We start from the raw sequence: 24,814 nt of genomic DNA, 5'->3' as shown, positions 1-24,814 counted from the left end.
GCGCTTACAAATAGCCGGTTTCCATGGGCATGCTATCCCAGCGATCGTTGTGCCCGTCCAGATAGGTCACTGGCGTCGCTGCGAGCTCCTGGTCCGTGACATCGTCCAGACAGGTGACGTTCACGCCGTAGAATCTGCCCCACCGCGGCGAGTTGCCAGTGCCGAACGACCTTACGCCGCAATGCTTGCAGAAAAAGTGCTCATCCGTTTTGGTGCCGAACTGGTAGAGCGACAGCGCCTCGGCGCCGGCAAGCAAGCGAAAGGCGTCGGGCTTCACCACCGCCGGCCAGCATCGCAATTTTTTGCAAATCGAGCAATTGCAGCGCAAAGTGCCCAGGCTCAAGTCAATGTCGGCCTCGAAGCGCACCGCCTTGCAATGGCAGCTGCCGTGATAAGTCTTGCGCATCGTTTCCCCGTTATGTCATTTTGCGTTAGAGTGTTGCCCACCATGAAGCCCGAACATCTCCAACTGCTGCTAACCCGTGAAATGCCTTATGGAAAATACAAAGGCAAATTCATTGCCGACCTCCCTGGCCACTACCTCGGCTGGTTCGCGCGCGAAGGGTTTCCGCGCGGCGAACTGGGCGAGCTGCTCGCGCTGATGTACGAGCTTGACCACAATGCGCTGCGCGGCTTGCTCGACCCTTTGCGCCCCACCCGTAGGCGCTATTAAGCAACATTGGCCGAAAATTAAGTGATAATGAGCACTACCTTATCACTGGAGCGCTCATTGAAAAAGCTGTTTTTTGCCCCGTTTTTTGCCATGTGCATGGTCGCCTTGTCCAACACTGCCTGGTCGCAGGCCGCGCCGCCCTACGTTCTTGACGATACTGCCGTGCACAGCCTGCACGCCAAGGAACTCAAGCGCGATTACCAGATCATGGTCAGCCTGCCGCCTTCGTACAACAGCTCGACCAGGCGCTATCCCGTCGTCTTTGTGACCGACGCAAATTATGCGTTCCCGCTCACGCGCAGCGTGGCAAAGCGGGTCGGCGCCAATGGACGCGGCCTGGAAGAATTCATTTTGGTGGGCCTGGGCTATGCGACCGGCGATACGAGTGAATTTAGCCGGCGGCGCGACTACACGCCGGTTAATCCTCCGGATTCCAATTATGTGTCCGACATGCCGGGCCGAACGCCGCAATTTGGCAAGGCAGAAGCTTACCGGCGCTTTATCGCTACCGACGTTTTCCCGCTGATTGCGCAGCGTTACCGATCCGATATGGCCCGGAAGGTCTTTGTGGGCCACTCGTACGGTAGTTTGCTCGGGTTGCAGGTGCTGTTCACCGAGCCGTCGATGTTCGACCAATATATTTTGGGCAGTCCGTCACTGTGGTACGGCAAGCGCGTGATGTTCGAGCGCGAAAAGGCCTTCGCGGCATCCCACAAGGAGTTAAAGGCACGGCTGTATTTTGGCGTCGGCTCGCTCGAGACGGGGCCGGAGGAAAACATGGTGGCCGATCTCAAGCAGTTTCAGGCGCTGCTCAAAGCGCGGCATTATCCGGGCTTGCAGATCGAGAGCCGCGTGTTTGCCGATGAAGACCATCTGACGCTGGCGCCCGGCTTGATTACCCGCGGCCTCAAGTGGACGCTGCCAGGGAAAAAATAGCGGCTGCGGACGGCGGCTGGCGTCACGCGCTGGCAATTTTCCGTCCCGGCGCAGTGCGCATTAAGGGCGCGCCTTACCTGCGCCGTTTGTGCGGCATCGTGATGACGCGCAGGATGGTGTCGAGCGAGACGCCGTTCGAAAGCAGGTACCAGGTCGCCACCTCGTGCCCAAGCGACTCGAGCGACACCAAGCCTACTGCCACCTTCCCCGCCAGCTCCTGGTGCTTCCTGCGGTCTGTGTAGGAAATGACGATCTCGCAGCGCATGCGCTTCAAGCTGCGCTCCTCGCGCTCGAGGACGCCCCGCTGGCACTGGCGATCACCGTGCGGAAAAACGCCACCAGGTCCGGTACATGATGGTCGAAGGTGAACAGCGCACGCTGCGCCCACACGTTAGCGCGCACCGCTTCCATGGCGCTGCGCTCGCGCAGCTGGTGCGCCAGGCCGGCGACCGTGTCGTAAAAGACGCCAATGCCAAGTTCGCGCGCGAGCGTCTGGCTGGCGACGATGGCGCCTGGGTTGGCGCGCTGGATCATCGGCAGCCCAGCCGCAGCCAGCGTTGCCATGCGCGCGGGGATGTTCAGGTCGTCCCAGTTGGCGCGCCGCAGTTCGCCGTGGTTTTCGCTGACAAAGGCGTGCAGCCAGCCGGCGTCGTAACGCGAAAACTCCTGCACCCAGCGCGCCTGTTCGACGTTGGCGTGCAAATGCAGGTGCGCCGGCGCCAGCGCGCGGGCCTTGGCGATCCATTCGCGCCATTGCCCCTGGGTGAAGTCGCCGTAAAAATGCAGGTGAACGCCACGCTGCGCCAGCTCGGCCACCGTTTGCGGATGCAGGCCCATGGGCCGGCCCGGCACCACGGTGTGGATCTCGCCGCTGCAAGAAGAAAGCAATTCGCCGGCGCTTTGCTCGAACCAGTCTTTTTTGGGCAAGTCGCCGTCAAGCACAAAGCATGGCCGGGTGTGCGACAGGCCCGGCACCACGGTGTCGAACCAGTCGCGCATTTCGGCACTGGCGAACATGCGCCCGTCCGCATACCGGAACAAGTCAATGAGCTGTGGCCAGGTTCCTTTTTCCATGCAGATGAACGGGCCTTCCTTAAAGTGCCAGACAAACGGAATGCCGGCGGTGGACATGAGCACCTCATGCGCGAAAGGCACGGCCTGCCAGTTAAGCTGCGCGTAGATGAGATCGGGCTTGATGCGCGCGATCTCTTCGCGCCACTGGTCGTGCGCCAGGTCGGTCACGCGGCCAAACGGCAACGGGCCGATGCTGTTGTACCAGTACGGTTCCTGCATCCACAGACCATACAGCGTGTGACCTTGCTCTTCGAGCGCCAGCACGCGCTCGGCGTTGTAGGCCAGTTCGCCCACCAGCAGGATCTTGAGACCGTCGGGCGCACTGGCTGTTGCAGGCCGCGCGCGCATGGCCGCGTAGTGCGCCACCTCGTCGATCGCGTTGCCAACGGTGCTGTGAAACCTGAGCGGCTCCTGCACGCGGTAGCGCAGGCGGAAAGGGTTGATGCCGCCCACCGGTTCCTGCATCACCTTGTGCCGCTGGTGCGGATGATCGACCCACTCGCAGGTGACGTGGCCGGTGTACGCAACATCACCTGCCAAGCGCAGTTTTCCCCAGAACAGCCGCTCCAGATCATCCGATTCGATCTGCGAGCGTTCCAGCCAGCGCTCGCTGCCTTGGCGGTGCATGCACTGCACCAGCTGCAGCGGGTAGCCGGCGATGTGCCCGTCGGCGCTGCGGTTGTAATGGTGGCGCACCCCGGCGCAGGCAAGCGAAGCGCGCGGGTTGGCGTCCAGCGCCTGGCACAGCGCCAGCAGATGATCGCGGTAATACACGTCGTCGCTCGGGAGATAAGCAACGCGCGGCGCGCGGGCGCGCGCCAGGCCTTGGTTAAGCGCCGCGCCCAGGCCGCCGTTACGCGGCAGGCGCACGTAGCGCACGCGCGCGTCTTCCTGGTAAGGCAGCACCGCGCTGCCCGTATCGTCTTGCGAGCCGTCGTCGATGATGATCAGCTCCCAGTCGTCCAGGCTTTGCGCCAGCAGGCTGTCGAGCGCGCGCCGGATGAAACGGCTTTGTTGAAACGTCGGCATGACGACACTAGCCTGTGGCACGGCACACTCCCCTGATTGGAACACGCAGCAGATAATGGGCTAAAAAGTGTCGATTCGATTGAGCTAAAACAGCCGGGCGAAGGCGCGTCACGGAGAAAGCAGCAGCGTCTTTCCTGCGCGCAGCATGGCGGCGAATTCGTCGGCAGTTACAGCCGGACTGAACAAGTAACCTTGCAATTGGTCGCAGCCAAGGTCGCGCAGGAAAGCCATCTGTTCGGCTGTTTCAACGCCTTCGGCAACAATCTCCTGACGCAATTGCTGGGCCATGGTGACGATGGCGCGCGCGATGGCGCAATCGTTTTCCTCGTGCGGCAGGCCGATCACGAAGCTGCGGTCGATCTTGAGCGTGCTGATGGGAAAACGCTTCAGGTAGGCCAGGCTGGAGTAGCCGGTGCCAAAATCGTCCAGCGCCAGCGTCATGCCCATCGCCACCAGCGCGTTCATGATGGCGACGACGTCGGCGCCCTTGACCAGCAGGCTCTCGGTAATTTCCAGCATCAGCTGGCGCGGCTCGACGCCATGGCGGCCCAGCACTGCGTGCAGGCGCGCGGGCAGCTGCGCGTCGAACTGGCGCGCCGACAGGTTGACCGCGATGGGGGGGGTGGCAAGGCCGGCGTCGCCCCAGGCGCGCACCTGGCGGCACGCCTGGTCCAGCACCCAGCTGCCGATGTCGAGTATGAGCCCGGTTTCCTCGGCCAAGGGGATGAACATGGCAGGCGCGATCATGCCGCGCTGCGGATGGCGCCAGCGCAGCAGCGCTTCGGCGCCCACGATGCGTCCGCTGCGCAGGCTGACCTTGGGTTGGTAGTGCAGCGCCAGCTCACCGGCGGCAAGCGCGGCGCGCAGCTCGGTCTCCAGTCGCATGTGCTCCTTGGCGCGCTGGTCCATTTCGCGGTGGTAGAACAGGTAGCCGCAGGCGTGCAGAGCGGCGCACTTGGTCATGGCCACGTCGGCGTAGCGCACCAGCGTGGCGCTGTCGGCGGCGTCGTCGGGATAAATCGCAATGCCGATCCGCGCGCTCACCTGCAGGCTGTGGCCGGCCACGACGATCGGGTGCGCCAGGGCGCTGAGCAGCTTGTCGGCGACGATGGCGGCGTGCTCGCGTTTTTCAATCAGCGGCATGGCGACGGCAAAGCGGTCCCCTTCGATGCGCGCCAAAATGTCGTCGGGGCGGATCAGTTGCCGAAAGCGCCGTCCAATCTCAGATATCAAGTCGCTCGCAACGTCGTCGCCGAGCGTGTCGCCAATGGCGCCGATGCGGCCAATTTCTACGACCATCAGCGCGCCGTGCTGGCCGATGCGGTGCGCCTCGACCAGCACCTGGCGCAGCAAGGTGCCAAGCAAGGCGCGGTTCGGCAGCCCGGTCACGCTGTCGTAGTTGGCCATGCGCTGCATGCGCGCCTCGGCGTCTTTGTGCACGCTGATGTCGGAAAACAGCGAAAACGTATGCGTGATCACGCCTTGCGCACTTCTCACCACGCTGATGGTGACCGACTGCGGGAACAGTTCGCCGTTCTTGCGCCTGCCGATGATTTCGCCACGCCAGGCGCCTTCGCCGGCCATCGCGGCGCGCACCTTGGCGCGAAACTCGGCGTCGTGCACGCCCGAGCGCAGCAGGTCGGGCGTCTGGCCGATGGCTTCAAGCGGCGAATAGCCGGTGATGCGCGTAAACGAACTGTTGATCGAGACGATGCGCTCACTGGCGTCGGTAATGAGCACGCCCTGGTCGCTGTCTTCGATGATGCGCGCGTGCAGGCGGGTCTTTTCGGCCGCGTTCAAGTGCTCCACCGCGTTCGACAGGTGCACCAGCCTGCCCGCCGGCTGCAGGGCGTCGTCGTGGAGCATCGACACGGCCAGCCGTACCCAGATCAGAAACCCGCTTTTGGTGCGGCGCTGCGCTTCGATCAGCCCTGCGCCGCCTTCCAAAAACAGTTCGCGTACGGTCTCGCCGCGGTCGGCGTCGCCGTACAGGAACAGCACGTGCTGGCCGATCGCTTCCTGGCGGGTGTAGCCGAACATCGCTTCGGCGCCCTTGCTCCAGCCGGTCAGGTAGCCGGCCGCGTCGAGCATGATGACCGGATCAAGGGCCTCGTCAACACGTTGCGCGTGCTGCTCCGTGTTCGCTTGCAAGAGCGCCGCTTCCAGCTGCGCCAGGGTGTGTGCCGAGGTGTGTGCCAACTCCGCGCCGTCGAGAGCGCGGGCCGCGCGCACCAGGAGCAGACAGCGCTCCAGCGCCGTTTCAGGCATCGAAGCCGGCCTGGGCGCCGTCTAGCAGCCTGTCGGACTTAATGGAGGCGGCCGAAAAATCCACCTGACCGGTCCATATTTTACCGCTTTTTTGGTCAATAGAACCACTATTGACCTTCAAAATCGTCGAAATCTGTCCTCGGCCAGCTGAATTTCCGGCTCGCCTCGTTAAGTCCGACAAGCTGCTAGCGCGCCAAGCATCCAGAGGTTGGCGTCGGTCGCCGCCGCGTTAAATTCGGCCACGCCCAGCCCCAATGCGGCGAGCTGGCCGGCGACGGCGGCATCGTCGCCCTCTTCAAACGCTTCGGACAGGCGCAGCATCAGGCCAAGCTCGCCCTTGTACTCGAGCAGCGCCTGGTGCACCGTGTCGCTCATCGACAGCGGCGCAAGCACCTCGGTCAGCGGCATGCCGAACAGGACGCCGAGCAGCGAAAACATGCCGATGATGAAAGCCTGGTCCTGGGTATGCTTGTCCAGGCCGCGCGCCTTGGCCAGTTGTTCGAGCAACCGCGCGCGCACTGCCACGCGCGCAAGCAGCATCCCGGAGCGAACATCGCCCTGGCGCGCCGCAAACAGCATCAGGTTGACCCAGCGCCGCAATTGCTGGCGCCCCAGGATCAGGATGGCCTGCGAAAAACTGGTGATGCGCCGCCCGGTGCCCATGCCGAGCGAATTGACCAGCCTTAGCAAGTGGTAGGACAGCGTGGGATCTTTGCGCAGCAGCGCTTCGATATCGTGGGTGTGGGCGTCGGCGGCGACCAGCTGCGCCAGTTGCAGCGACAAGGCGCGCGAGGCGGCCTGGGCGCCGGTGGCCTTGGGCGGCGCCGCCATGTACCAGTCGCCTTCAATGAGCAGCGTGCCTTGCGGGATGGCTTCCTGCAGCAGGCGCTTGTCCTCGCGCAGCAGCGTGCCGAGCACCAGCTGGTGCCAACCGGCGGCGCTGAGCGCCTCGGCCAGCGGAACGGCCAGCGCCGTGCGGTAGTAGCACGGCATCCCGCCGCCAAGGGCGACAAAATCGGCGCTGTCGAACAGCGCCAGCACGTCAGCCGCGTTGCCCGGGCCGATATCCATCAACAGCGCGGCGGGCGCGCCGCTCTGGTTTGCCAATACGCGGAAAAACACCAACGGAGCCGAGGAAGTTGTCATTTTTTGTCGCAATGGTTCCCAATTATTCCTATAGTACATCTAAATGTTTGCCAGCCACCGACGATTGCAATCCCGACAATTGCGCCCCCGAACCGCTACTATTTGTCATGTTCGATTTTTTCGATCATAGCTGATGAGATTCTCCGTTTTTCAATTGTGTGCAGTGCTTCTATACTGGCTACATCAGTCAGGCAAACACATCGAAATTATTGCATCTCAACTTTACCGGAGCACATCATGCTGGAAGTCAGAAAAAGCGCAGAACGCGGCAATGCAAACCACGGCTGGCTGCAGTCGCAGCATACGTTTTCATTCGGCGACTACCACGATCCGCAACACGTCGGTTTCGGCCCGCTATTGGTCATCAACGAAGACCAGGTGGCGCCGGGCCAGGGTTTTGGCACGCACGGCCACCGCGACATGGAAATCATTTCCTACGTGCTGGAGGGCGCGCTGGAACACAAAGACAGCCTGGGCACCGGTTCCGTGCTCCATTACGGCGACGTGCAGCGCATGAGCGCAGGCTCGGGCGTACGCCACAGCGAATTTAACGGCTCGCAAAGCGAACCGGTGCATTTTTTGCAGATCTGGATCAAGCCGCACGTGACCGGCATTGCGCCCAGTTACGAGGAAAAGCATTTTGCGCCCCACTCCAAGCAAGGACAGCTGCGCCTGGTGGCCTCGAGCGACGGGCGCGACGGTTCGGTGCTGATCCACCAGGATGCGGCCCTGTACGCGGCAATCCTGAACGGGGCCGACAGCGCCGAACACGCGCTCACGGCAGGGCGCACCGGCTACGTGCACGTGGTGCGTGGGCGCATCAACGTCAACGGCACCACGCTGGAAGGGGGCGACGCGCTCAAGATCAGTGGCGAAAGCGCCATTCGCCTTAGCCAGGCCGAGGCGGCCGAAGTGCTGGTATTCGACCTGCCCTACTGATCAGACAGGCAGCTTTAGAGCCCGGCCCCCAACGGGAGGCCGGGTTTTCCGCTACACTTGGGGCTACAGCAATAGATTTGAGAACAGCACCATGCCGTCCGTCCCGCACCAAGATTTGTTGGATTACACCACCTCGTGCCTGCTCCCCACCCCGTGGGCGCAGTTCACGCTGCATGCGTTTGTGGAGCATGCCACCGGCAAGGAACACCTGGCCATGACGCTGGGCGAGATCGGCAATGGCGAACCGGTGCTGGCGCGCGTGCACTCCGAATGCCTGACCGGCGACGTACTCTTTTCACAACGTTGCGACTGCGGCGCCCAACTCGAGGGCGCCCTCAAGCGCATTGCCGACGAAGGCCGCGGCATCTTGCTGTACCTGCGCCAGGAAGGCCGCGGCATCGGGCTGGTGAACAAGATTCGCGCTTACCGCCTGCAGGAAGCCGGCGCCGACACGGTCGAAGCCAACGTCGCGCTCGGCTTTCATGCGGACGCACGCAATTACGAATTGTGCCAGCCCATGTTCGCCCAATTCGGCATCCGTTCGCTGCGCCTGATGACCAACAATCCCCGCAAGATCGAAGCGATGGAAAAACTGGGCGTGCGCGTGACCGAGCGCGTGCCGCTGCTGGTGAACCGCAATGCCTTCAACACGGGCTACCTTGACACCAAGGCCGCCAAGCTCGGCCACATGATGACGCCGCTGGCCGAGGCCGTCGCACAGGACGGCGAACTCTGATTGGTGCGGATACGGTAAGCTGGCGGCAAGACGAAGAATCATTTTGCCAAGGATTGCATGAAATTAATTCCGATTGCCGTGCTGATGTCGTGCCTGGCCGCCCATGGCGCGCACGCGGCGCAAAGCGCGCCCCCGGCTAAAGCCCCCGCCCCGATCAAACTTCCCGCGCCAGTGGCGCCGCCTGCCGCTGCCATCGCCGTACCGCCCACCGCAGCCGTGCCGCCTGCCACCGGTGCGGCGACCAGCGCCGCGATTGACGATGCCGCCCCGCTGCCGCCACCCTCGTCGGCTGCGCAAAAGCTGTATTCGGCCGCCAAGGGCGACCTTTTGCAAATCCGCATGCTGCTCAAGAACGGGCGCAGCCAGTCTTCCGTGGGCTCGGGCTTCATGGTCGGCACCAGCAACCTGGTGCTGACCAACTACCACGTGGTGTCGCAAATGGCGATCGACCCGGACGTATATGTGGGCGAATTTGTCGACACCGACGGCAAGAGCGGCCCGGTGCAACTGCTGGCCGTGGACGTGCTGCATGACCTGGCCGTGGTGCGCATCAACCGCGCCGGCACCGGCTTTTTCGAGGTGCCCGACAAGCCCGTCAAGCTGACGCAAGGCCAGTATCTGTACTCGCTGGGCAATCCGCTAGACCTGGGCTTTGCGATCTCCGAAGGCTCGTACAACGGCATCATCTCGCGCAGCTTTTACGACCAGCTGATGTTTACCGGCCCGATCAACTCGGGCATGAGCGGCGGCCCGAGCGTGACGGTGGACGGGGTGGTGGCCGGCGTGAACGTGTCGAAGCGGCGCGACGGGGAGCTGGTCAGCTTCCTGGTGCCGATCCGCTTTGCCCAGGAACTGCTGAAAAAGGTGGCCGCGCAGCCGGCCCCGCCCAAAGACTTCAATCCGCTGATCGGCCAGCAGTTGCTGGCGCATCAGCGCGCGATGATCGACCGCCTGCTCGACGCCCCGCTCGACCTGAAGATGATGGGACCGTACGTGGTGCCGGTGCGCGAGTCCGAGCAGGTGCGCTGCTGGGGGCGCTCGAATGTCAAGGCCGAAGCGACCTTCAATGCTGACACCATCGCCTGCGCGATGGAGTCGGCCATTTTCGTGTCGGAGTCGCAGCAGACCGGGCATGTCTCGATGACGCACCAGTACGTGCGTTCCACCAGCCTGGATGAATTGCGTTTTGCTGCGCTGGCCAGCACGCTGTTCAAGGCGGAAAATCTGGGCAACAACAAGGATGCGCGCCTGACCGGCCCGATGTGCACCGAAAGCTTCGTCAAGACCAAGACGCTGCCGCTGCGGGTGGTCAGTTGCGTGCGCGCGTATCGCAAGTTCGCGGGCCTGTACAACTTTACGTTGCTCACGGCCAGCACCGACGACGGCAGGGCCAATTTGCAAAGCCGGCTCGACGTCTCGGGCGTTTCGTACGAAAACGGTTTGCGCACCACGCGCGCGTTTCTCGATGCGCTGGGCCGCAGGGGCGCCAAATGAGCGCGCCCTACTTCATCGAAACGCTGGCGCGCAATGGCGACGTGCTGCACCGGCATCAGGTCAATACGCTGCCGATCCGGCTCGGACGCGGCTACGACAACGATTTTATTCTCGACGACGCCTTTGCCGCGCCGCGCCACGCCGTGATTGAAGCTGACGCCGACGGCGCCATCGTGCTGCGCGACCTGGGCAGCAAGAACGGCGTGATCCATCGGGGCAAGCGCCATGCGACGCTGGCGCTGACGGGCAACACCGTGGTGCGGATCGGCCACACCACGCTGCGCGTGCGCGCCGCCGATTTTGCCGTGGCGCCTGAAATGCTGGACCGCACGCGCCACGGCTGGGAAGGCGTGCTGCCGGGGCTGGTGGGCATGCTGATGATCGGCGCGGTGGCGCTGTTCATGGTGTGGATCAACGACACACAGGCGTTCCAGCTGGTGCGCTATATCCAGGCGCTGGCGTACGGCATTGGCGCGGGGCTGGTCTGGAGCGGCGCGTGGGCGTTCGCCAACCGCCTGTTCGGGCGCCACGCGCGGCTGGGGCGGCATTTGTTCATCTTTGGCTGCGGCGTGACGGCGCTGACCGCCTACAAGATCATTTCGAGCGCGACGGCGTATGCGTTTTCGCTCGAAGGGCTGACCCGTTACAGCTCGCACGCGGCGATCGCGATCGCCGCCGGCGTGGTGTTCTATCACCTGGGGACGGTCAAGCCGCATAACACGCGCCGCTTTGCGCTCGCGTGCGTGGTGCTCGCGCTGCTGGGGTCCGGTCTGAAACTGCTCAGTAACGAGCAGCGCACCGGCAGCCTGGCCGATGATCCGTATATGTCGGTGGTGCTGCAACCATCGATGCGCGTGAGTCCCGATCACAGCGTCGACGAATTCATGGGCGACGTGACTGCGCTCAAGAAGAAGCTCGATGAGGAGCGGACCAAGAAGGTAAAAGATGATGAGAGCGGCGACGAGTAGCAGGATCAATTGAGACATAGCTTGCTTGCCGGAAGAGCGCAAACGCAGGTAGCGCACCGGCGCGGGCAGACCCGTCAATGACAGGGAAACCGTCATGGACCTTTCACGCAGGCGGTAAATAATGAAAGCTTCTGCTTCCGAACTCATGCGATTGCTTCCTGGCAAAGCCAGCGAACGTTGGCCTTCCGGCGCCCCGTTCATCGCAGCCATGGCGCACGGTTCAATGTCCGTCGAACTGTATGCGCCCATCGGCAGCGATCAGCAGTCGCCGCACGAACAGGACGAACTCTACTTTATCCAGCAGGGCAGCGGGACAATTGCCATTGGAGAATCGCAGTACGGCTTCGCGCCCGGGGACTGCTTTTTCGTCGGTGCCGGCGTGGAGCACCGCTTTACGGCGTTCACGCCGGACTTTTCGACGTGGGTTGTATTTTGGGGGCCGAAGGGTGGCGAGTCTGCTGCCGCCCTTCCAGAGTCCACCGATGGTTCCCGATGAATAGCGGCCTCGCCTGTCTTGTGCCTGCCAAAGTCGGTGAAAGACGATCAGGGCGCAGACGCGTGTAAGAGATGGCGGCGCCGCGACCACAAGCTTGTCAGAACGGCAGCTCATACATTACCATTCGTCAATATCGCATTGGCATCCCGACTTTCCGTAGCAAGGCAAGCGCGGCAGGCTATATTTTTCGCGACTCACTGACTACTGAAGGTTTGCAATGAAGAAGATCCTGTTCGCAACGCTGGTTGCCGCTGCGACGGCAGCGCCTGCCGTCCACGCCGATCCATCCGCCTATGTCGGCCTGGCAGTCGGCGCCGGCAGCGGCAAGGTGACCATCAGGGACGGCTTGACGTCGCTTGACAGCAACAACAATCCGTTGCCCTTGAACGGTTATGTCGGCTACGCCTTCCACCCCAACTTTGCGGTCGAGGGCGGCATCACGTTTTTTGGCGAGTACACCTTTAACGGCGAGCCAACGGCGCTGTTTGGCATTTTTCACGCGGCCATCAAAGGCAGCATGAACTTGAACGATAAATGGCTGCTGACCGGCAAGGTCGGCGTGGCGCGGCAGCGCATGGTGGTTGACGTGCCGGGCAGCACCAGCTTTACGTTTGAATCGACCACGCCCTTGCTGGGCGTAGGGACGGAATATCGCTTCTCGGAGCGCTTTTCGGCAACGCTGGAATTGAACGACTATGGCACCAGCAACAAGCGCGAAGCGCGGATGCAAGTGCGCAACCTGGAAGCTGGCATCAAGTATCGCTTTTAGGCTGCCGGGCATTTCAACGATGCGCTGCGTGCAAGCGGAGGGGAAACGTCAGCGATGTCGTGTTCGCCCCCATCCGCCGTGTTCGATCAGGCCAACCGCGCTGTAGCTTAACGCTGCGGGCTCATGGTCGTGGTCAAGCGATGTTCTTCCGGTTTGCGGCGCAAGCCGAGCAGACCGGCGAGGCCGAGCAGGCCGATCCAGCCGAAATCACGATGCTTTTCTTCAACGCGCTCGGTCGTCGTGGTGGTCGGTGTCGCGGTCGAAGTGGCTGCCATATTGTTGGCCGTGGTCTCGGCAGGCGCCGTGTTCTGCGCCATGGCGGGAAGGGCGCATGCCGCGCTGAGGGCAACAGCGGCGAGGACTTGGCTAACGGTTTGAACTGGTTTCATCATGGCTCCTTGCAGGTTGTGGGGAAGTTATCGAGGGGCTCTTCGGGCAATCGAAGAAAACAAATCTTATGGCAGGCTCATGCGCTGCAAGGTAGGGCAAGGTATTGCGCCCATGTGGGAATTTGCCGACCAAATTATCGGCTGGAAATTGCGTGGGCGGCAGTGGCAGCCTGGCTCTGGCAACAGGTTCTGGCAGCAGATCGCAGCGGTACCGCTGGAAGCGGCTTCACCTTATAATCGGCAACCTTTACGATAGGCGCCCATGTCCATCCACCGAGGCAAACGCTTCTTCGCACTGGCCCTTCTGCTGTTCTGGGCAATGATGGTCGCGGTCGCGGTCCAGGATTACGCGCGCGACGAAGGCCACGCCTACTGGCAGCCGGTGCTGTGGGAAAGCTCGTCTTTTTTTGCCGGTACCTGCCTGCTCCTGATTCAGTATTACTTCACGCGCAGCCGCGATGACCTGATTAACCAGCCGGCGCGCTGGTTCAGCTTGCAGGCCATGTGGCTGCCGCTGTACTGGACTGCATTCGTCCCGATCGCCTTCGGCATCCGCCACGCCGTCTACGCCATGGCCGGCCAGCGCTACGAACATGAACCCTGGGGCGAGACCTTCGTCTACGAGTCGGCCAAGCTCACCGTTTTCATCATCCTGATCTACCTGGTGCGCTTCGGCGTCCTGTCGTACTTGCAGCTGCTCGAAGAAAAGCTACGCGTCGAAAAGGCCAATGCGCTGCTACGCCAGGCCCAGCTTCAGCGCCTGGCCCAGCAGATGCAGCCGCACTTCCTGTTCAACGCGCTCAACACCATTTCGTCGCTGATGCATACCGACGTCGACCGGGCCGACGCGACGTTGATCCAGCTCGCCGACGTGCTGCGCACCACGCTTGACGTGAGCGACCTGCACGAGGCGCCTTTGGCGACCGAACTGCGCCTGGCGCAAGGTTACGCGCGCGTGATGCAGGAGCGCTATGCCGAGCGCGTGGCAATCGCCTGGCGCATCGAAGACGACACGCTCGCGTGCGTGCTGCCGGTCATGAGCATCCAGCCACTGCTGGAGAACATCTTCAAGCACACGGTGGAGCGGCGCCGCCAGCTGACCCACATTACCATCTCGGCCACTTGCACCGACGGCGTTCTGCTGGTGCGCCTGGACGACGACACGGGCGTGCTGACCCACGCTCCCGCCTCAAGCGGCATTGGCCTGTCCAACTTGCGCGAGCGCCTCTCGGTGCTGTACGGCGAGCGCGCCACGCTGGCGCTGACGCAGCTGGCGCCGGCAGGCGTGCGCGCCGAGATGCGGCTGCCATGCGGATCCTGATCGTCGACGACGAGCGCCCCGCGCGCGACAAGCTGCGCCGGCTGCTGGCGCAGGAAGCCGACGTCACGGCGCTGGCCGAAGCGCGCGACGGCGTCGAGGCGCTCGAGGAGGTCGCGGCCTTCAAGCCGGACGTGGCTTTCCTCGATATCCAGATGCCGGAAATCAGCGGGATCGAGCTGGCCGCCTCGCTGCCGGCGCCCGCGCCGCTGATCGTGTTCGCCACCGCCTTCGACCAGTACGCCATCAAGGCGTTCGACGCCAACGCCATCGACTATCTGCTCAAGCCCTACGACCAGGCCAGGCTGCAGCGCGCGCTCGAACGGGTGCGCCTGCGCCTGCGCGCGCCGCACAGCGTGCCGGCCTTTGACAGCGGCCACGCGGTGCGCCAGCTGCTCATTAGCGAGCGCGGCGTCACCCGCGTGATCAAGGTCGACCAGCTGCAATGGCTGGAGACGGCCGACAATTATGTCGTGCTGCACACGGGGGCCGAGACGCCGCTGATGCGCCAGACGCTGGCCGGCCTGCTGGACAAACTCGGTCCGGGTTTTGTGCGCTGCCACCGGCGCGCGGCCGTGCAGCTGAACTGGATCGAGCGCGTCATTGCGCTGGACAAGGGCGATTGCGAACTGGTGCTGCGGGGCGGCGCGCGCGTGCCGTGCAGCCGCCAATACCGCGCCGGCGTCATCGAAAAACTTTCGTAGTCCGTCCGAGTAATCGACAGGGGCCAGAGCATCCGTTTCGCCCCACCGGCATCCCGGCTCGCCACATGTCGCTGGCCGGGCGCGCGCCGGCCTCTTACGCTGTAGCTGTCATCCACATCTTCAGCGAAGTCTTTTCATGAATCCGAACAGCCGCTTGTATTTCCTTGACTGGGTACGCATTCTCGCCTTCCTGGTCTTGATTCTGTACCACGTGGGCATGTACTACGTGACCTGGGACTGGCACGTCAAGAGCGCTTTCGCCAGCGACGTGGCCGAGCCGTTCATGATGCTGTCCTCGCCATGGCGTCTTGGCCTGCTGTTTCTGATCTCGGGCGTGGCGGCCAGCTTCATGCTGGCCAAGGTTGGCGCGGCGCGCTTCATGCGCCAGCGCAGCGTGCGCCTGCTGGTGCCGCTGGTGTTCGGCATGTTCGTGATCGTGCCGCCGCAGGCGTATTTTGAACTGGTGGAAAAGGTCGCCTACAACGCCAGCTATAGCCAATTCATGCACCTGTACATGACGACCAATGGCGACTTTTGCCGCAGCACCGAATGCCTTCGCCTGCCGACCTGGAACCATCTGTGGTTCGTCGCCTACCTGTGGGTCTATACACTGGTGCTGGGCGCGATCGTGCTGGCGCTCGGACCGCGTTTTGACGCTGTCGCGCGCAAGGTCGTCGCCGCGCTGGCCGGCTGGAAGCTGATCGTGTTGCCGGTGGCGGTGCTGGGCATGGCGCGCATCGCATTGCTGTCGCGGTTTCCCGCTACCCACGACCTGACGGGGGACTGGTACAACCATGCGACTTATCTGCCGTTGTTTATCCTGGGCGCCATGCTGGGCCGCTCTGGCGCAGCGTGGCAGCGCTTTGACGATGCACGCTGGATTGCGCTGGGGCTAGCTTGTGCCAGCTGGGCCGCGTTGATCGTGTTCTACTCGCTGCCCGACAATCCCGCGCTGCACGCGGCCATTGAGACCTGGCGCATGGCGATGCGCGTGGTCTACATGCTGTGCGCGTGGAGCGCGATCATGGCCGCATGCGGGTTTGCCCAACGTCACCTGAACCGGGATAATGCAAGCCGCGTTTATTTGACCGAGGCCGTATTCCCGGTCTACATCCTGCACCAGACGCTGATCGTCTCGATCGCGCACCTGATCAAACCGGCCAAGGTAGCGCCGGGGCCGGAAGCCCTGATCTTGATTGTCTTGACGATCACGATCAGCTTCGGCGTCTTTGAGCTGGTGCGGCGAGTGGGATGGTTGCGGCCGTTTTTCGGGCTGGGACGGCCCGTCGCGGCACCTGAATTGGTCGCGGTCGGCGCGAAGGGCTGGCAACGGCAGTTTTCTTGAGCAAGCCGCTTTTCTTGAGCAAATGACGCTTCTTGAGCAAACAACGCTCTTGAGCAAACGATGAAAAGCCCGCCACAGCGAACCGTTGGCGGGCCTGGAACTCAGGCGGCAAGCACCTGAGCTACGGGAATGCTACAGAGGAAATTACGACGGCTTGCCAGTTGCGCCGCTCTTGCCGCTGGTCGAAGCGCTGCTGCCGATGTTTGCGCCGCTGCCATGCAAGCCGCTGCCGCTCAGATCGCTCTGGCTGCCGCCGGTCGAGCTGCCCTGGCTACTGGCGCCTTGCGAACCAGATTGCGAACCACCTTGCGAGCTGCCGCTCTGGCCGCTCTGCATACTGGCGCCGCCACGGATATCACCATTGCCGCGCTGCGAACCGTTTTGTGCAAACGGGTCACTGAATTTGCGCATGGTTTCTTGCTGGTTGCGCATATTGCGTTCGGTTTCCTCGGTTGCGACACGCTGCACTTCATCGGCCAGCGCACGTGCGGTGCGGCTGGTTTCCTGAACGTGCTGCTCGGTGACGCGAGCGAGCTGGACTTGCGCATCGGCTGCAACGCGCGAGATGTGCTGCTGGTACGCGCGCAGCTTGTCGGTTGCTGGCTGGGCGCGCGATGCTGCTGCGCTGATGACGTCGGTCTGGCGGTCAGCCGTCAGCATTTGCTGCCCGGTCTGGGTGGCTTCTTCCAGCATGGTCTGGGTCAGCTGGATATTCAGGTCGCACAGTTGCTGGAACGACTGGAACAGCGACTTGGACATGTCGTTGATGAACGACATTTGTGCATCGAGATGCGAACGCACAGCAGGAGTAACGGATTGTGAGAATGGATACATGTGCACCTCTATGTGAAAAATTCATGGAAAAGGAATGCGGCTCCGAGACAACTGGGCTGGTTGCCAATATGTTGTCTCGCCGCTGCAAGAAGTGGTGAACACCTGACTGTCGTTGATTTCTGCGAACCCGACAGCACGTCTTCAGCACAAGTAGCAAGGCTAGGTTAGTGAGCGTCCGCGCCTTTGATCTGGATCAATCGTGTTTAAGTCGTCAACACGACTTTTCCCATCTTGGCACGCTTATGTTGCAGCGCAATAAAATGAGGCGGTGTTTTTTCCCGGAGGACTCAGAATGCTTGCCTCTGTGGACGATGGTGCAATGCAACAAAAAATGCTGTAGGTCAAGTGCTTTCGAGCGATTTAGACACCACGGAAAGTTCCATGGCGGTCCGCCGGCGGACCTTTCAATTCGACCGTATTACCTTCAGGATCGTGCAGATAGAGGGAAGGGCCCTGCCCTTCGGCGCCGTAGCGCGTCTCCACGGGGCCGGCCGCAACGCCATGGTGGGCGAGGTGGGCGTGGATGGCGACCGCATCGAAAGCTTCCACGCGAAAACAAAAATGATCGACGTTACGCCCTTGCGCACCTGGGGCAGCACCGCCAATGCTGCCAAGCTTGCCACCCACGGGCACCAAGTCGACCAAGGAAGTGCCGGCACGCAACTGAACCAGGCCGACAGCGTCGTCGCGCCGCTCAAGGATGCAGCCCAGCACCGAACAATAAAAGTGCATCATCGCGTCCAGATTGATGACACGCAGCACGATATGGTCGATGTGGCGGAGCTTGAACACGGCAGTAGGCCCACTTGCGCAAAATATCATCATAGCGTGATTGCCACATTTCGACAGTTGGGCGCTGAAAAAACGCATCCTGTCGCTTGGCGCAAGATTGAGCCAAGGCACGCCGCTAATATTGACTAATTAAAACAGATCCAAGGTAAATCATGATTTCCCACGTCATCCAGATGAGCGGGGTGTGCAAGGCCTTCGGCAAGCACCAAGTGATTGACGGACTCAGCCTGGCGGTGCCCGAGCACAGCATTTTTGCTTTCCTGGGCAACAACGGTGAAGGCAAGTCGACGGTGATTCGGATGATCACCGGCCTGTTGCGGGCCGACCGCGGCGACATCGACGTGCTGGGCATGGACGTGCGCACAGAGCGCCGCGCCATCCTGAGCCAGATCGGCGCCATTGTCGACGCGCCCAGCCTGTACCCCAACTTGAATGCCGACGAATTCCTGCGCATTGGCTGCATCATCAAGGACTTGGCGCCAACCGAGGTGGGGCGGGTGCTGGAACTGGTCAAGCTCGAGAAAACCCGCGGGCGCTTGATCGGCAAGTTCTCGTTGGGAATGAAGCAGCGCCTGGCGATCGCCCACGCCCTGCTGGGCTCGCCTCGCCTGCTGATCATGGACGAGCCGACCAACGGCCTCGATCCCGAAGGCACGCTCGACATTCGCACCTTGCTCAAGTCGCTGCCGGCCGTCAACGGTACCAGCATTTTTATCTCCAGCCACAACTTGGCGGAAATCGAAAAGACGGCCACCCATGTGGCGCTGCTCAAGGGCGGCAGCGTGCGTTTCCAGGCGCCAATCGACGACTTGCTGGCGCAGCAGACGGGCGCGCTGGCGATCGACGTGGGCGACATTGCGCGCGCGCACCAGTTGCTCTCCGGCGCCGCCTACCAGGTCGAACGCACCGAAGGCGGGCAGTTGCGGGTGTCAGGCGTGGAGCGGCACCATGCCGACCGCGTGCACGCGCTGCTGGTGCATGCGGGGATACGGCTGTACCAGTCGGTGTATCACACGCCGTCGCTTGAACAATGGTTTTTGGGGGAGCACCATGTTTCGTAAGCTCGTTGCGGTAGAACTGCTCAAGATCCGGCGCTCGCTGGCGCTATTGATGATGTTCGTCATCCCGCTGGTGGTGGTGCTGCTGAACTTCGCCATGCTCGTCAAGCGCCACGACATCGCGCAGATCGATGCCAGGCAGTGGTTCTTTTACTGGACCGGCATTACGGGTTCGTGGTCGTACTTCATGATGCCGCTGTATATGGCCTTGATCACCGGTTTGCTCAACGGCCAGGAACACAAGAACCAGACCTGGCGCCTGATGCTCACGTTGCCGTTGTTGCAGTTGCAGCTGTTTGTCGTCAAGGGCATCCTGGCCTGGTTGTTCGTGGTGGGTTCGACGCTGGTGCTACTGGGCGCCACGCTGCTCACGGTCGGCGGCCTGCTGCTGGCGGGGGCGCCCATGGACGGCGCCTTGTCGATCGAGCTGCTGACCATCTTGGGCAAGGTGGCGCTGACCTGCATCCCGGTACTGGTGTTCCAGCACGCGATCAGCTGGCGTTTCCAGAACCTGGTGTTGCCGCTGGCGGTAGGCGTGGTCGCCACCATGGGGGCGCAGCAGATCGGCAGCTCCACTTACTGGGTCTGGTATCCATGGTCGTATCCGATCATGGCGATGCTGGGTAGCGATCCGGCCAAGCAGCAGCACGCGATGATGCTCGCCGCAGTGGTCGGCGCGGCGCTGCTGGCCGTCTCGGCCATTCTGCTGGGGCGGCGCGAAGTGGAGAATTGACGGGAAGCGAACTAGTCCGCGTGGCGTTCGACCCAGGTGGCAAAGGCGTCGATGAACTTTTGCAAAAAGGGGCGCGTATGTTCGTCGGTCAGCTCGTCGCCGGTGAACAGTTTGTCGGCCTTGGCAAGGTAAGCTTCGGGCTGCTGCATGGCTGGCATGTTCAAGAACACCAGGCACTGGCGCAAGTGGTGGTTGGCGCCAAAGCCGCCGGAGGCGCCCGGCGACGCGCTCACTACCGCGCATGGTTTGCCTTCCCACGCGCTCTGGCCATAGGGGCGCGAGCCGACATCGATCGCGTTTTTCAGTACCCCGGGCATGGAGCGGTTGTATTCCGGGGTGCAGAACAGGACGCCGTCGAACTGGCGAATCTTGTCGCGAAATTCCACGTAGGTGGCCGGGGGCGCAGCGTCATCGTCCTGGTTGTAGAGCGCGAGCTGGCCGATCTCGACGATCTCCATGTCCAGCTGGGGCGGCGCGAGCAGCATCAACGTCTTGGCAACCTTGCGGTTGAACGACTCCGTGCGCAAGCTGCCCACAATCACAGCGATTTTTCTCGTAGCCATAGCGTTCCTCTCAGATATTAGTCGGTGTATCGCAGCGTATCGCCCCAAATAGTAGCATTTTCACACCACAGCGCCGTTCCGCTGGAACACCCTACCCGCCTGCTATATTCGGCCGCGCCGGAATTCACCCAGGAATTTTTTGGCCTGGGCAGGCGTCAGCACGAGCACCGGATCGGCGTGATACACGTACAGGAACGGCGTGCCGCCCAGCCGGTCGGTCAGCTTGGCCGACACCAGGAAACGCGTGCCCGCCGGGTACACGCTGGCGTCGACCAGGCGGCGCGAACACTGCACGGCCAGGCTGGGCGCGAACGCTTGCCCCGCCATCGGGCGAATCCGCAGCAGGCCGCTGCGCCGGTCGATGAACGATTCAACCGCCACGTCGCGGTAGGCGTAAAGATCGCGCGCCATGTCACGCCTTGGCCGCGAGCGCCGGTCCGCGCGCCACGTGCGCCTCGCGGATCGGCAGGTTGATCAGCGCGGCAGCCAGCGCGAGCACGATGTCGGCGTACCACATCCAGGTGTAGTCGCCGTAGGTGACGAACGACAGGCCGCCCAGCCACGCGCCGAAAAACGCGCCGGTCTGGTGTGACAGCAGCGTCAGGCCAAACAGCGTGGAGAGGTAGCGTACGCCGAACAGCTTGCCCACCAGCCCGGCGGTCGGCGGCACCGTGGCAAGCCAGGTAAAGCCAAGCGCGCCGGCGAACACGTAAAACGTCATCGGCGTCTTGGGCGCGAGCAGGTACGCGCCGATGATCAGCGCGCGGCTCGCATACAGCAATGCCAGCAGGGTCTTCATGCGGTAGCGCGACGACAAGGCGCCCATCGACAGGCTGCCCGCGATATTGAATAGCCCGATCAGCGCCAGCGCCATGGCCGACACGCTCGGCGACAAATTGCACAGCGCGACTTCGCCCGGCAGGTGCGTGACCAGAAAGGCGATATGAAAGCCGCAGGTAAAAAAGCCGGCGTGCAGGAACAGGTAGCTGGGGTCCTTGAGCGCGATTTTTATTTGCGCGCCAAGGCCGATGCCGGGTGCTTCGACCGGCTTGAGCGAGGCCGCAGGACCGGCCTTGGCCAGCCCCGCCGACTTGCGCAGCGGCCAGGCCAGCGGAATGGTCAGCAGCGTGGCCGCCGCCATGGTCAGCATGGCCATGACCCAGCCCGCCCCGCCGATGATGGCTTGCATCAGCGGCGCGAACACGAACTGCCCGAACGAGCCGCCGGCGTTGATGAAGCCCGATGCAAAGGCGCGCCGCTCGGCCGGCAGGCGCTGCGCGGTGGCCCCGATCAGGATCGAAAACGAGCCGGCGCCCGCCCCCGCCGCGCTCAGGATGCCCATGCACAGGATCAGCCCCCACTGCGAGCTGACGAAGGGCGTGAGCGCCGTGCCGATGGCCAGCATGAAGGCGCCCAGGATGATGACCTTGGCCGAACCCCACTTGTCGGCCACGGCGCCGAACACGGGCTGCACGGCACCCCAGACAAACTGCCCGATCGCCATCGCAAAGCTGATCCTGGCAATCCCAAGCCCGGTCGAGGTGTTAATCGGGGACATGAACAAACCCGTGGTCAGGCGCGCGCCCATGGTGATCATCAGGATCGCGGCGGCGGCCAGGATCAGCATCCAGGCCGCGCGCGGCGTCATGTCATTGTGCGTGTTCATGGCTTGCATCCTCGAGCAAAGGGGTCAGTTGGATCATGGTGGTTTCCAGTTGCTGGTGCAGCGCGCGTACGGCGTCGCGCCCCATCCGCGTTTCAAATTCGGTTTGCGCGCGGCGCCAGGCGATGTAGGCGCGCTTGAGCATCTGGCGCCCGGAGCCGGTGATGGTGACGATGCGCTGGCGGCTGTCGGCCCCGCTCTTGAGCTCGACCCAGCCCGCGTCCAGCAGCGGCCTGAGATTGCGCGTAAGCGTGGTGCGATCAAGCCCGAGGATGTCGGCAAGTTCGGCCACCGGCAGAGCGGCGCGCGCGGCGTTTACCAGCAGGCTGTATTGGGTAGTCTTCAGACCGACCGTGGCCATGTGCTGGTCATACAGGCGCGACATGGCGCGCGTGAGTTTACGCAGTTTGAAGCAGGTGCAGCCAAGCGGCTTTTCGATCAGGTCAGTCATGGATGTCTTCAGATAGGTGCAAGGACACGCAGTTGCAATCCATATAGGTGCAATTACACATGTTCGCTGAAATGGATTATAGTGCATCTACACGCTTTGTGTACTTTGCTGTTAACCCGATCAAAAAAAAGGACGCGCTTATGGAAAACACAGATAAACGCCAGCAATGGCTGGACGAGGCGGCGGCGACGCGCGCAGTGCTGGCCGCACCCGGCGTTGCGGCCCGCGACGAGCTGAAAAACCGCAGCGGCATCGAGTTCCTCGGCGCGATCGGCAACGGCACCCTGCCGCCCGCCCCCATTGCCGAACTGCTGGGCATCACGCCGATCTCGGTGGCGCCGGGCGTGACGGTATTTCAGGGCTCGCCCACGCTGGCGCACTACAATCCGAGCGGCGTGGTGCATGGCGGGTATGCCGCTTCCCTGCTCGACACGGCGGTCGGCTGCGCGATCCACACGCTGCTCCCGGCCGGCAAAGGCTATACGACGCTGGAACTGAAGGTGAACTATATCCGCGCGATGACCGACAAGACCGGCCCGGTGCGGGCGGAAGGAAAAGTGGTCAACCTCGGCGCCCAGGTAAGCATTGCCGAGGGTCGGATCACGGACGCGAACGGCAAGCTGTACGCGTTTGCGACGACCACGTGCCTGGTGTTCGATATCGCCTGAGCGCGTTCGCTAGCGCGTAGCGGCGCCCTTGAGTTCGTGCGCACTTTCAATGAACTGGTACTCGCGCTTTTTGTTGAGCGCGATGAGCAGCGTCCACCCTCCCCTGACCGCCTTGTTGTAAAACTCGGCCCGGTAGCAGGCAGCATAGCGCCCCTCGAAAAAACTCGCATGCTGGCGGCACTCGAGCGCGGGCGCCTGCGAAATCGAGGCCACGCCCAGGGGCGAGTTGCCGAAGTCGATCGCCGGTTTGCCATCCTTGCGCGCTTTCTGCTCGTCCTTCAAGAAGGCCAGGCCGGCAGTTTCCACGCGCGCCTTGATGGCGAACGCATTGGGCAGAGGGACGTTATCGGACAGGAAAAAGTAATCCTTGCCCGGATAGCTTTGCTTGCCGTAGTCGATCGCCGGGCACTTTTTGTCGGCCAGCGACTTGCCCACGCCAGTCCTCATCTTGCCGATCTGGACATCAGCCTTGTTGGCGTCCACGCCGAACTCGTACAACACGCACATCTCGGTGCCGCCGCTGTCGGGCGCGGTCAGCACTTGCGAACCCTCGGCCGGCGACGAACACTTTCTCAGTGTCGCCCCCAGCGGCAAGTTGACCTTGGATTTTTTGGCGGGGTCGGCGTACAGCGTCGTCATGTACGGCCTCATTTCGCATTCAAGCGGGGCGACATCGACGGGGGTGGCGGCTAGCATGGCAATTCCTCAGGTTGAATGGCGGCGGTCAGAAGCCGATATTGTTCATCGTTCGCGCCCGATTGTCAAAAGCGGCGAGGCGCGAAACGCCAGGTAGTCCTTGGCCGTTTGCTCGGGCGCTTCGGCCATCGGCAAGTGCCCGATGCCCTCCATGATGATGACGCGCGAATTGGGGAACAACTGGCGGAACGATTCTGCGCCGGCCGGGTTGAGGATCTGGTCTTCGGCGCCCCACACGATTAACGCCGGCGTGTCCATCGGCTTGAATGTTTGCTCAAGCAGGGGCGACTCGGCCATGTGTTTCATGATGCGCGTGTGCAGCTCCAAGTCGGCCACCGCGCGCCGGCCCAGCGTCTGGCGCACAAAGCCGGGCAGGAACGGCGCCTTGTGGGTCGTGGCGCGGATCGTTTCGTTGAAGTCGCTGACCTTCTCCACCAGCAGCGGATTCTTGCCGGTCTTTTGGTAGTTGAGCAGCATGGCTGAACTGTGGGAAGCGACGGTGCCCCCCGGGTCGAGCAGCCACAGGCTGGCAACCATATGGCCATACGGCGCGGCGAACTGCGCGGCGATGAAGCCGCCCATCGAATTGCCACCCATGTGCAAGCGCGTGATGCCAAGCTCGGTGACCAGGCCGTGGATGCGACCGACCTGCTCGGCCATGGTATAGCTGGCCTTGAGGTTGCGGGAGGCGTCGCCAAAGCCGGGCAAGTCCGGAATGATCACGCGGTAGTGCGGCGTGAGAAAGCGCGCGATGCGGGTGAAGTTGTCCTTGTCGCCGCCAAAGCCGTGAATGAGCAGCAGGACCTCGCCCTTGCCGCCTTCAAGGTAAGGCATGTCGAAGCCGTCGACGTGCGCACGTTTCAGTTCGAGGCCGCCGATGCGCCGTTCGAACCAGAGCCCGAGCGCGGTCAGTTCGGCTGGCGCCACCAGCAAGGCGAGCATGATGACGGCAATGGCCGCCACAATCACGTACATGAAGATCATTCGGCATTCCCGATCGTTAGCAAGCGATCATCATACCGAATGATACGGCTGTAGTGGGCGTTATCGCTTTGCTATTCCCGGGTGCGCC

General features: G+C 62.7%; 28 protein-coding genes. 14 read left to right on the top strand and 14 right to left on the bottom strand.

Annotated elements, in window-relative coordinates:
• Positions 1-4: 4 nt before the first annotated feature.
• On the bottom strand, positions 5-406 hold the full coding sequence (locus tag ACP7BV_RS06620) for a GFA family protein (protein WP_426102758.1): 402 nt from the start codon (positions 404-406) through the stop codon (positions 5-7).
• 42 nt (positions 407-448) lie between these two features.
• Between ACP7BV_RS06620 and ACP7BV_RS06615 the strand changes: the two genes are divergently transcribed.
• Together ACP7BV_RS06615 and ACP7BV_RS06610 are read left to right on the top strand one after the other, a co-directional pair.
• Positions 449-673, top strand: coding sequence for a DUF3820 family protein (locus ACP7BV_RS06615; protein ID WP_426102756.1), 225 nt, complete (start codon positions 449-451; stop codon positions 671-673).
• A 57-nt stretch (positions 674-730) separates the two neighbouring features.
• Entirely contained in the window at positions 731-1,609 is an 879-nt protein-coding gene (locus ACP7BV_RS06610; RefSeq protein WP_426102754.1) for an alpha/beta hydrolase, read from the top strand.
• Positions 1,610-1,682: 73 nt separating this feature from the next.
• Here the strand turns inward: ACP7BV_RS06610 and ACP7BV_RS06605 are convergent, their stop codons facing one another.
• The 4 genes from ACP7BV_RS06605 to ACP7BV_RS06590 form a co-directional block, all read right to left on the bottom strand.
• Positions 1,683-1,883, bottom strand: a complete 201-nt coding sequence (locus tag ACP7BV_RS06605; RefSeq protein ID WP_426102752.1) for a hypothetical protein — start codon at positions 1,881-1,883, stop codon at positions 1,683-1,685.
• On the bottom strand, positions 1,880-3,733 hold the full coding sequence (locus tag ACP7BV_RS06600) for a glycosyltransferase family 2 protein (RefSeq protein ID WP_426102750.1): 1,854 nt from the start codon (positions 3,731-3,733) through the stop codon (positions 1,880-1,882). The genes ACP7BV_RS06605 and ACP7BV_RS06600 overlap by 4 nt, the downstream gene beginning before the upstream one ends.
• Before the next feature lie 87 nt (positions 3,734-3,820).
• A complete protein-coding gene (locus tag ACP7BV_RS06595) occupies positions 3,821-5,980 on the bottom strand; it encodes a putative bifunctional diguanylate cyclase/phosphodiesterase (protein WP_426102748.1) in 2,160 nt (719 codons plus the stop codon).
• Positions 5,981-6,148: 168 nt separating this feature from the next.
• Entirely contained in the window at positions 6,149-7,126 is a 978-nt protein-coding gene (locus tag ACP7BV_RS06590) for an EAL and HDOD domain-containing protein (protein ID WP_426102746.1), read from the bottom strand.
• A 237-nt stretch (positions 7,127-7,363) separates the two neighbouring features.
• On the opposite strand from ACP7BV_RS06590, the gene ACP7BV_RS06585 reads away from it, so the two are divergent.
• The 6 genes from ACP7BV_RS06585 (at position 7,364) to ACP7BV_RS06560 (ending at position 12,528) form a co-directional block, all read left to right on the top strand.
• Positions 7,364-8,065, top strand: a complete 702-nt coding sequence (locus ACP7BV_RS06585; protein ID WP_426102744.1) for a pirin family protein — start codon at positions 7,364-7,366, stop codon at positions 8,063-8,065.
• Between the two features lie 91 nt (positions 8,066-8,156).
• Complete coding sequence (ribA, locus tag ACP7BV_RS06580; RefSeq protein WP_426102742.1) at positions 8,157-8,801, top strand: GTP cyclohydrolase II; 645 nt, start codon at positions 8,157-8,159, stop codon at positions 8,799-8,801.
• A 57-nt stretch (positions 8,802-8,858) separates the two neighbouring features.
• A complete protein-coding gene (locus ACP7BV_RS06575; RefSeq protein WP_426102740.1) occupies positions 8,859-10,295 on the top strand; it encodes a S1 family peptidase in 1,437 nt (478 codons plus the stop codon).
• Positions 10,292-11,263, top strand: a complete 972-nt coding sequence (locus ACP7BV_RS06570) for an FHA domain-containing protein (RefSeq protein ID WP_426102738.1) — start codon at positions 10,292-10,294, stop codon at positions 11,261-11,263. The genes ACP7BV_RS06575 and ACP7BV_RS06570 overlap by 4 nt, the downstream gene beginning before the upstream one ends.
• Before the next feature lie 121 nt (positions 11,264-11,384).
• On the top strand, positions 11,385-11,759 hold the full coding sequence (locus ACP7BV_RS06565; protein WP_426102736.1) for a cupin domain-containing protein: 375 nt from the start codon (positions 11,385-11,387) through the stop codon (positions 11,757-11,759).
• A 217-nt stretch (positions 11,760-11,976) separates the two neighbouring features.
• Positions 11,977-12,528 carry an outer membrane beta-barrel protein gene (locus ACP7BV_RS06560; RefSeq protein WP_426102734.1) on the top strand — a complete coding sequence of 184 codons (552 nt, stop codon included), beginning with the start codon at positions 11,977-11,979 and terminating at the stop codon, positions 12,526-12,528.
• A gap of 107 nt (positions 12,529-12,635) precedes the next feature.
• Here the strand turns inward: ACP7BV_RS06560 and ACP7BV_RS06555 are convergent, their stop codons facing one another.
• The gene (locus ACP7BV_RS06555) at positions 12,636-12,920 is read right to left on the bottom strand and encodes a WGxxGxxG family protein (RefSeq protein ID WP_426102732.1); all 285 of its coding nucleotides are present in this window, start codon (positions 12,918-12,920) and stop codon (positions 12,636-12,638) included.
• Between the two features lie 259 nt (positions 12,921-13,179).
• On the opposite strand from ACP7BV_RS06555, the gene ACP7BV_RS06550 reads away from it, so the two are divergent.
• From ACP7BV_RS06550 to ACP7BV_RS06540, 3 genes are all read left to right on the top strand, one after another.
• Positions 13,180-14,238: a sensor histidine kinase gene (locus tag ACP7BV_RS06550; RefSeq protein ID WP_426102730.1), complete on the top strand. Its 1,059-nt coding sequence runs from the start codon at positions 13,180-13,182 to the stop codon at positions 14,236-14,238.
• Complete coding sequence (locus tag ACP7BV_RS06545; protein WP_426102728.1) at positions 14,226-14,939, top strand: LytR/AlgR family response regulator transcription factor; 714 nt, start codon at positions 14,226-14,228, stop codon at positions 14,937-14,939. The genes ACP7BV_RS06550 and ACP7BV_RS06545 overlap by 13 nt, the downstream gene beginning before the upstream one ends.
• A 136-nt stretch (positions 14,940-15,075) precedes the next feature.
• The gene (locus ACP7BV_RS06540; protein WP_426102726.1) at positions 15,076-16,284 is read left to right on the top strand and encodes an acyltransferase family protein; all 1,209 of its coding nucleotides are present in this window, start codon (positions 15,076-15,078) and stop codon (positions 16,282-16,284) included.
• Between the two features lie 144 nt (positions 16,285-16,428).
• Here the strand turns inward: ACP7BV_RS06540 and ACP7BV_RS06535 are convergent, their stop codons facing one another.
• Positions 16,429-17,061, bottom strand: coding sequence for a phasin family protein (locus tag ACP7BV_RS06535; protein ID WP_426102724.1), 633 nt, complete (start codon positions 17,059-17,061; stop codon positions 16,429-16,431).
• A gap of 417 nt (positions 17,062-17,478) precedes the next feature.
• Positions 17,479-17,910: a VOC family protein gene (locus tag ACP7BV_RS06530; RefSeq protein ID WP_426102722.1), complete on the bottom strand. Its 432-nt coding sequence runs from the start codon at positions 17,908-17,910 to the stop codon at positions 17,479-17,481.
• A gap of 152 nt (positions 17,911-18,062) precedes the next feature.
• Between ACP7BV_RS06530 and ACP7BV_RS06525 the strand changes: the two genes are divergently transcribed.
• Both ACP7BV_RS06525 and ACP7BV_RS06520 read left to right on the top strand, forming a co-directional pair.
• Positions 18,063-18,971 (top strand): ABC transporter ATP-binding protein, encoded by a 909-nt coding sequence (locus ACP7BV_RS06525; protein WP_426102720.1) that lies wholly within the window; start codon positions 18,063-18,065, stop codon positions 18,969-18,971.
• Entirely contained in the window at positions 18,961-19,701 is a 741-nt protein-coding gene (locus tag ACP7BV_RS06520; protein WP_426102718.1) for an ABC transporter permease, read from the top strand. The genes ACP7BV_RS06525 and ACP7BV_RS06520 overlap by 11 nt, the downstream gene beginning before the upstream one ends.
• An 11-nt stretch (positions 19,702-19,712) precedes the next feature.
• Here ACP7BV_RS06520 and ACP7BV_RS06515 read toward each other — a convergent pair whose 3' ends face one another.
• The 4 genes from ACP7BV_RS06515 to ACP7BV_RS06500 form a co-directional block, all read right to left on the bottom strand.
• Positions 19,713-20,264: an NADPH-dependent FMN reductase gene (locus ACP7BV_RS06515; protein ID WP_426102716.1), complete on the bottom strand. Its 552-nt coding sequence runs from the start codon at positions 20,262-20,264 to the stop codon at positions 19,713-19,715.
• A 102-nt stretch (positions 20,265-20,366) separates the two neighbouring features.
• Entirely contained in the window at positions 20,367-20,675 is a 309-nt protein-coding gene (locus tag ACP7BV_RS06510; RefSeq protein WP_426102714.1) for a hypothetical protein, read from the bottom strand.
• A 1-nt stretch (position 20,676) separates the two neighbouring features.
• Entirely contained in the window at positions 20,677-21,930 is a 1,254-nt protein-coding gene (locus ACP7BV_RS06505; protein WP_426102712.1) for an MFS transporter, read from the bottom strand.
• On the bottom strand, positions 21,914-22,378 hold the full coding sequence (locus ACP7BV_RS06500; protein WP_426102710.1) for a MarR family winged helix-turn-helix transcriptional regulator: 465 nt from the start codon (positions 22,376-22,378) through the stop codon (positions 21,914-21,916). The genes ACP7BV_RS06505 and ACP7BV_RS06500 overlap by 17 nt, the downstream gene beginning before the upstream one ends.
• Before the next feature lie 140 nt (positions 22,379-22,518).
• Here ACP7BV_RS06500 and ACP7BV_RS06495 point away from each other — a divergent pair, with 140 nt between their 5' ends.
• Positions 22,519-23,046 (top strand): PaaI family thioesterase, encoded by a 528-nt coding sequence (locus ACP7BV_RS06495; RefSeq protein ID WP_426102708.1) that lies wholly within the window; start codon positions 22,519-22,521, stop codon positions 23,044-23,046.
• Between the two features lie 9 nt (positions 23,047-23,055).
• Here ACP7BV_RS06495 and ACP7BV_RS06490 read toward each other — a convergent pair whose 3' ends face one another.
• Positions 23,056-23,742: a hypothetical protein gene (locus ACP7BV_RS06490; RefSeq protein WP_426102706.1), complete on the bottom strand. Its 687-nt coding sequence runs from the start codon at positions 23,740-23,742 to the stop codon at positions 23,056-23,058.
• A 45-nt stretch (positions 23,743-23,787) separates the two neighbouring features.
• On the bottom strand, positions 23,788-24,726 hold the full coding sequence (locus tag ACP7BV_RS06485) for an alpha/beta fold hydrolase (RefSeq protein ID WP_426102704.1): 939 nt from the start codon (positions 24,724-24,726) through the stop codon (positions 23,788-23,790).
• Positions 24,727-24,814 lie beyond the last annotated feature (88 nt).

Source organism: Massilia sp. TSP1-1-2 (assembly GCF_049896185.1).
GTDB lineage: Bacteria > Pseudomonadota > Gammaproteobacteria > Burkholderiales > Burkholderiaceae_D > Telluria_A.
This window is presented reverse-complemented; position numbering and strand designations above follow the sequence as displayed.

What these genes read in the sequence shown, in the direction of transcription:
- ACP7BV_RS06620 (WP_426102758.1), bottom strand. Translation starts at nt 406, where the DNA reads ATGCGCAAGACTTATCACGGCAGCTGCCATTGCAAGGCGGTGCGCTTC.
- ACP7BV_RS06615 (WP_426102756.1), top strand. Translation starts at nt 449, where the DNA reads ATGAAGCCCGAACATCTCCAACTGCTGCTAACCCGTGAAATGCCTTAT.
- ACP7BV_RS06595 (WP_426102748.1), bottom strand. Translation starts at nt 5,980, where the DNA reads ATGCCTGAAACGGCGCTGGAGCGCTGTCTGCTCCTGGTGCGCGCGGCC.
- ACP7BV_RS06590 (WP_426102746.1), bottom strand. Translation starts at nt 7,126, where the DNA reads ATGACAACTTCCTCGGCTCCGTTGGTGTTTTTCCGCGTATTGGCAAAC.
- ACP7BV_RS06585 (WP_426102744.1), top strand. Translation starts at nt 7,364, where the DNA reads ATGCTGGAAGTCAGAAAAAGCGCAGAACGCGGCAATGCAAACCACGGC.
- ribA (WP_426102742.1), top strand. Translation starts at nt 8,157, where the DNA reads ATGCCGTCCGTCCCGCACCAAGATTTGTTGGATTACACCACCTCGTGC.
- ACP7BV_RS06575 (WP_426102740.1), top strand. Translation starts at nt 8,859, where the DNA reads ATGAAATTAATTCCGATTGCCGTGCTGATGTCGTGCCTGGCCGCCCAT.
- ACP7BV_RS06570 (WP_426102738.1), top strand. Translation starts at nt 10,292, where the DNA reads ATGAGCGCGCCCTACTTCATCGAAACGCTGGCGCGCAATGGCGACGTG.
- ACP7BV_RS06565 (WP_426102736.1), top strand. Translation starts at nt 11,385, where the DNA reads ATGAAAGCTTCTGCTTCCGAACTCATGCGATTGCTTCCTGGCAAAGCC.
- ACP7BV_RS06560 (WP_426102734.1), top strand. Translation starts at nt 11,977, where the DNA reads ATGAAGAAGATCCTGTTCGCAACGCTGGTTGCCGCTGCGACGGCAGCG.
- ACP7BV_RS06555 (WP_426102732.1), bottom strand. Translation starts at nt 12,920, where the DNA reads ATGATGAAACCAGTTCAAACCGTTAGCCAAGTCCTCGCCGCTGTTGCC.
- ACP7BV_RS06550 (WP_426102730.1), top strand. Translation starts at nt 13,180, where the DNA reads ATGTCCATCCACCGAGGCAAACGCTTCTTCGCACTGGCCCTTCTGCTG.
- ACP7BV_RS06545 (WP_426102728.1), top strand. Translation starts at nt 14,226, where the DNA reads ATGCGGATCCTGATCGTCGACGACGAGCGCCCCGCGCGCGACAAGCTG.
- ACP7BV_RS06540 (WP_426102726.1), top strand. Translation starts at nt 15,076, where the DNA reads ATGAATCCGAACAGCCGCTTGTATTTCCTTGACTGGGTACGCATTCTC.
- ACP7BV_RS06535 (WP_426102724.1), bottom strand. Translation starts at nt 17,061, where the DNA reads ATGTCGTTCATCAACGACATGTCCAAGTCGCTGTTCCAGTCGTTCCAG.
- ACP7BV_RS06525 (WP_426102720.1), top strand. Translation starts at nt 18,063, where the DNA reads ATGATTTCCCACGTCATCCAGATGAGCGGGGTGTGCAAGGCCTTCGGC.
- ACP7BV_RS06520 (WP_426102718.1), top strand. Translation starts at nt 18,961, where the DNA reads ATGTTTCGTAAGCTCGTTGCGGTAGAACTGCTCAAGATCCGGCGCTCG.
- ACP7BV_RS06515 (WP_426102716.1), bottom strand. Translation starts at nt 20,264, where the DNA reads ATGGCTACGAGAAAAATCGCTGTGATTGTGGGCAGCTTGCGCACGGAG.
- ACP7BV_RS06510 (WP_426102714.1), bottom strand. Translation starts at nt 20,675, where the DNA reads ATGGCGCGCGATCTTTACGCCTACCGCGACGTGGCGGTTGAATCGTTC.
- ACP7BV_RS06505 (WP_426102712.1), bottom strand. Translation starts at nt 21,930, where the DNA reads ATGAACACGCACAATGACATGACGCCGCGCGCGGCCTGGATGCTGATC.
- ACP7BV_RS06500 (WP_426102710.1), bottom strand. Translation starts at nt 22,378, where the DNA reads ATGACTGACCTGATCGAAAAGCCGCTTGGCTGCACCTGCTTCAAACTG.
- ACP7BV_RS06495 (WP_426102708.1), top strand. Translation starts at nt 22,519, where the DNA reads ATGGAAAACACAGATAAACGCCAGCAATGGCTGGACGAGGCGGCGGCG.
- ACP7BV_RS06490 (WP_426102706.1), bottom strand. Translation starts at nt 23,742, where the DNA reads ATGCTAGCCGCCACCCCCGTCGATGTCGCCCCGCTTGAATGCGAAATG.
- ACP7BV_RS06485 (WP_426102704.1), bottom strand. Translation starts at nt 24,726, where the DNA reads ATGATCTTCATGTACGTGATTGTGGCGGCCATTGCCGTCATCATGCTC.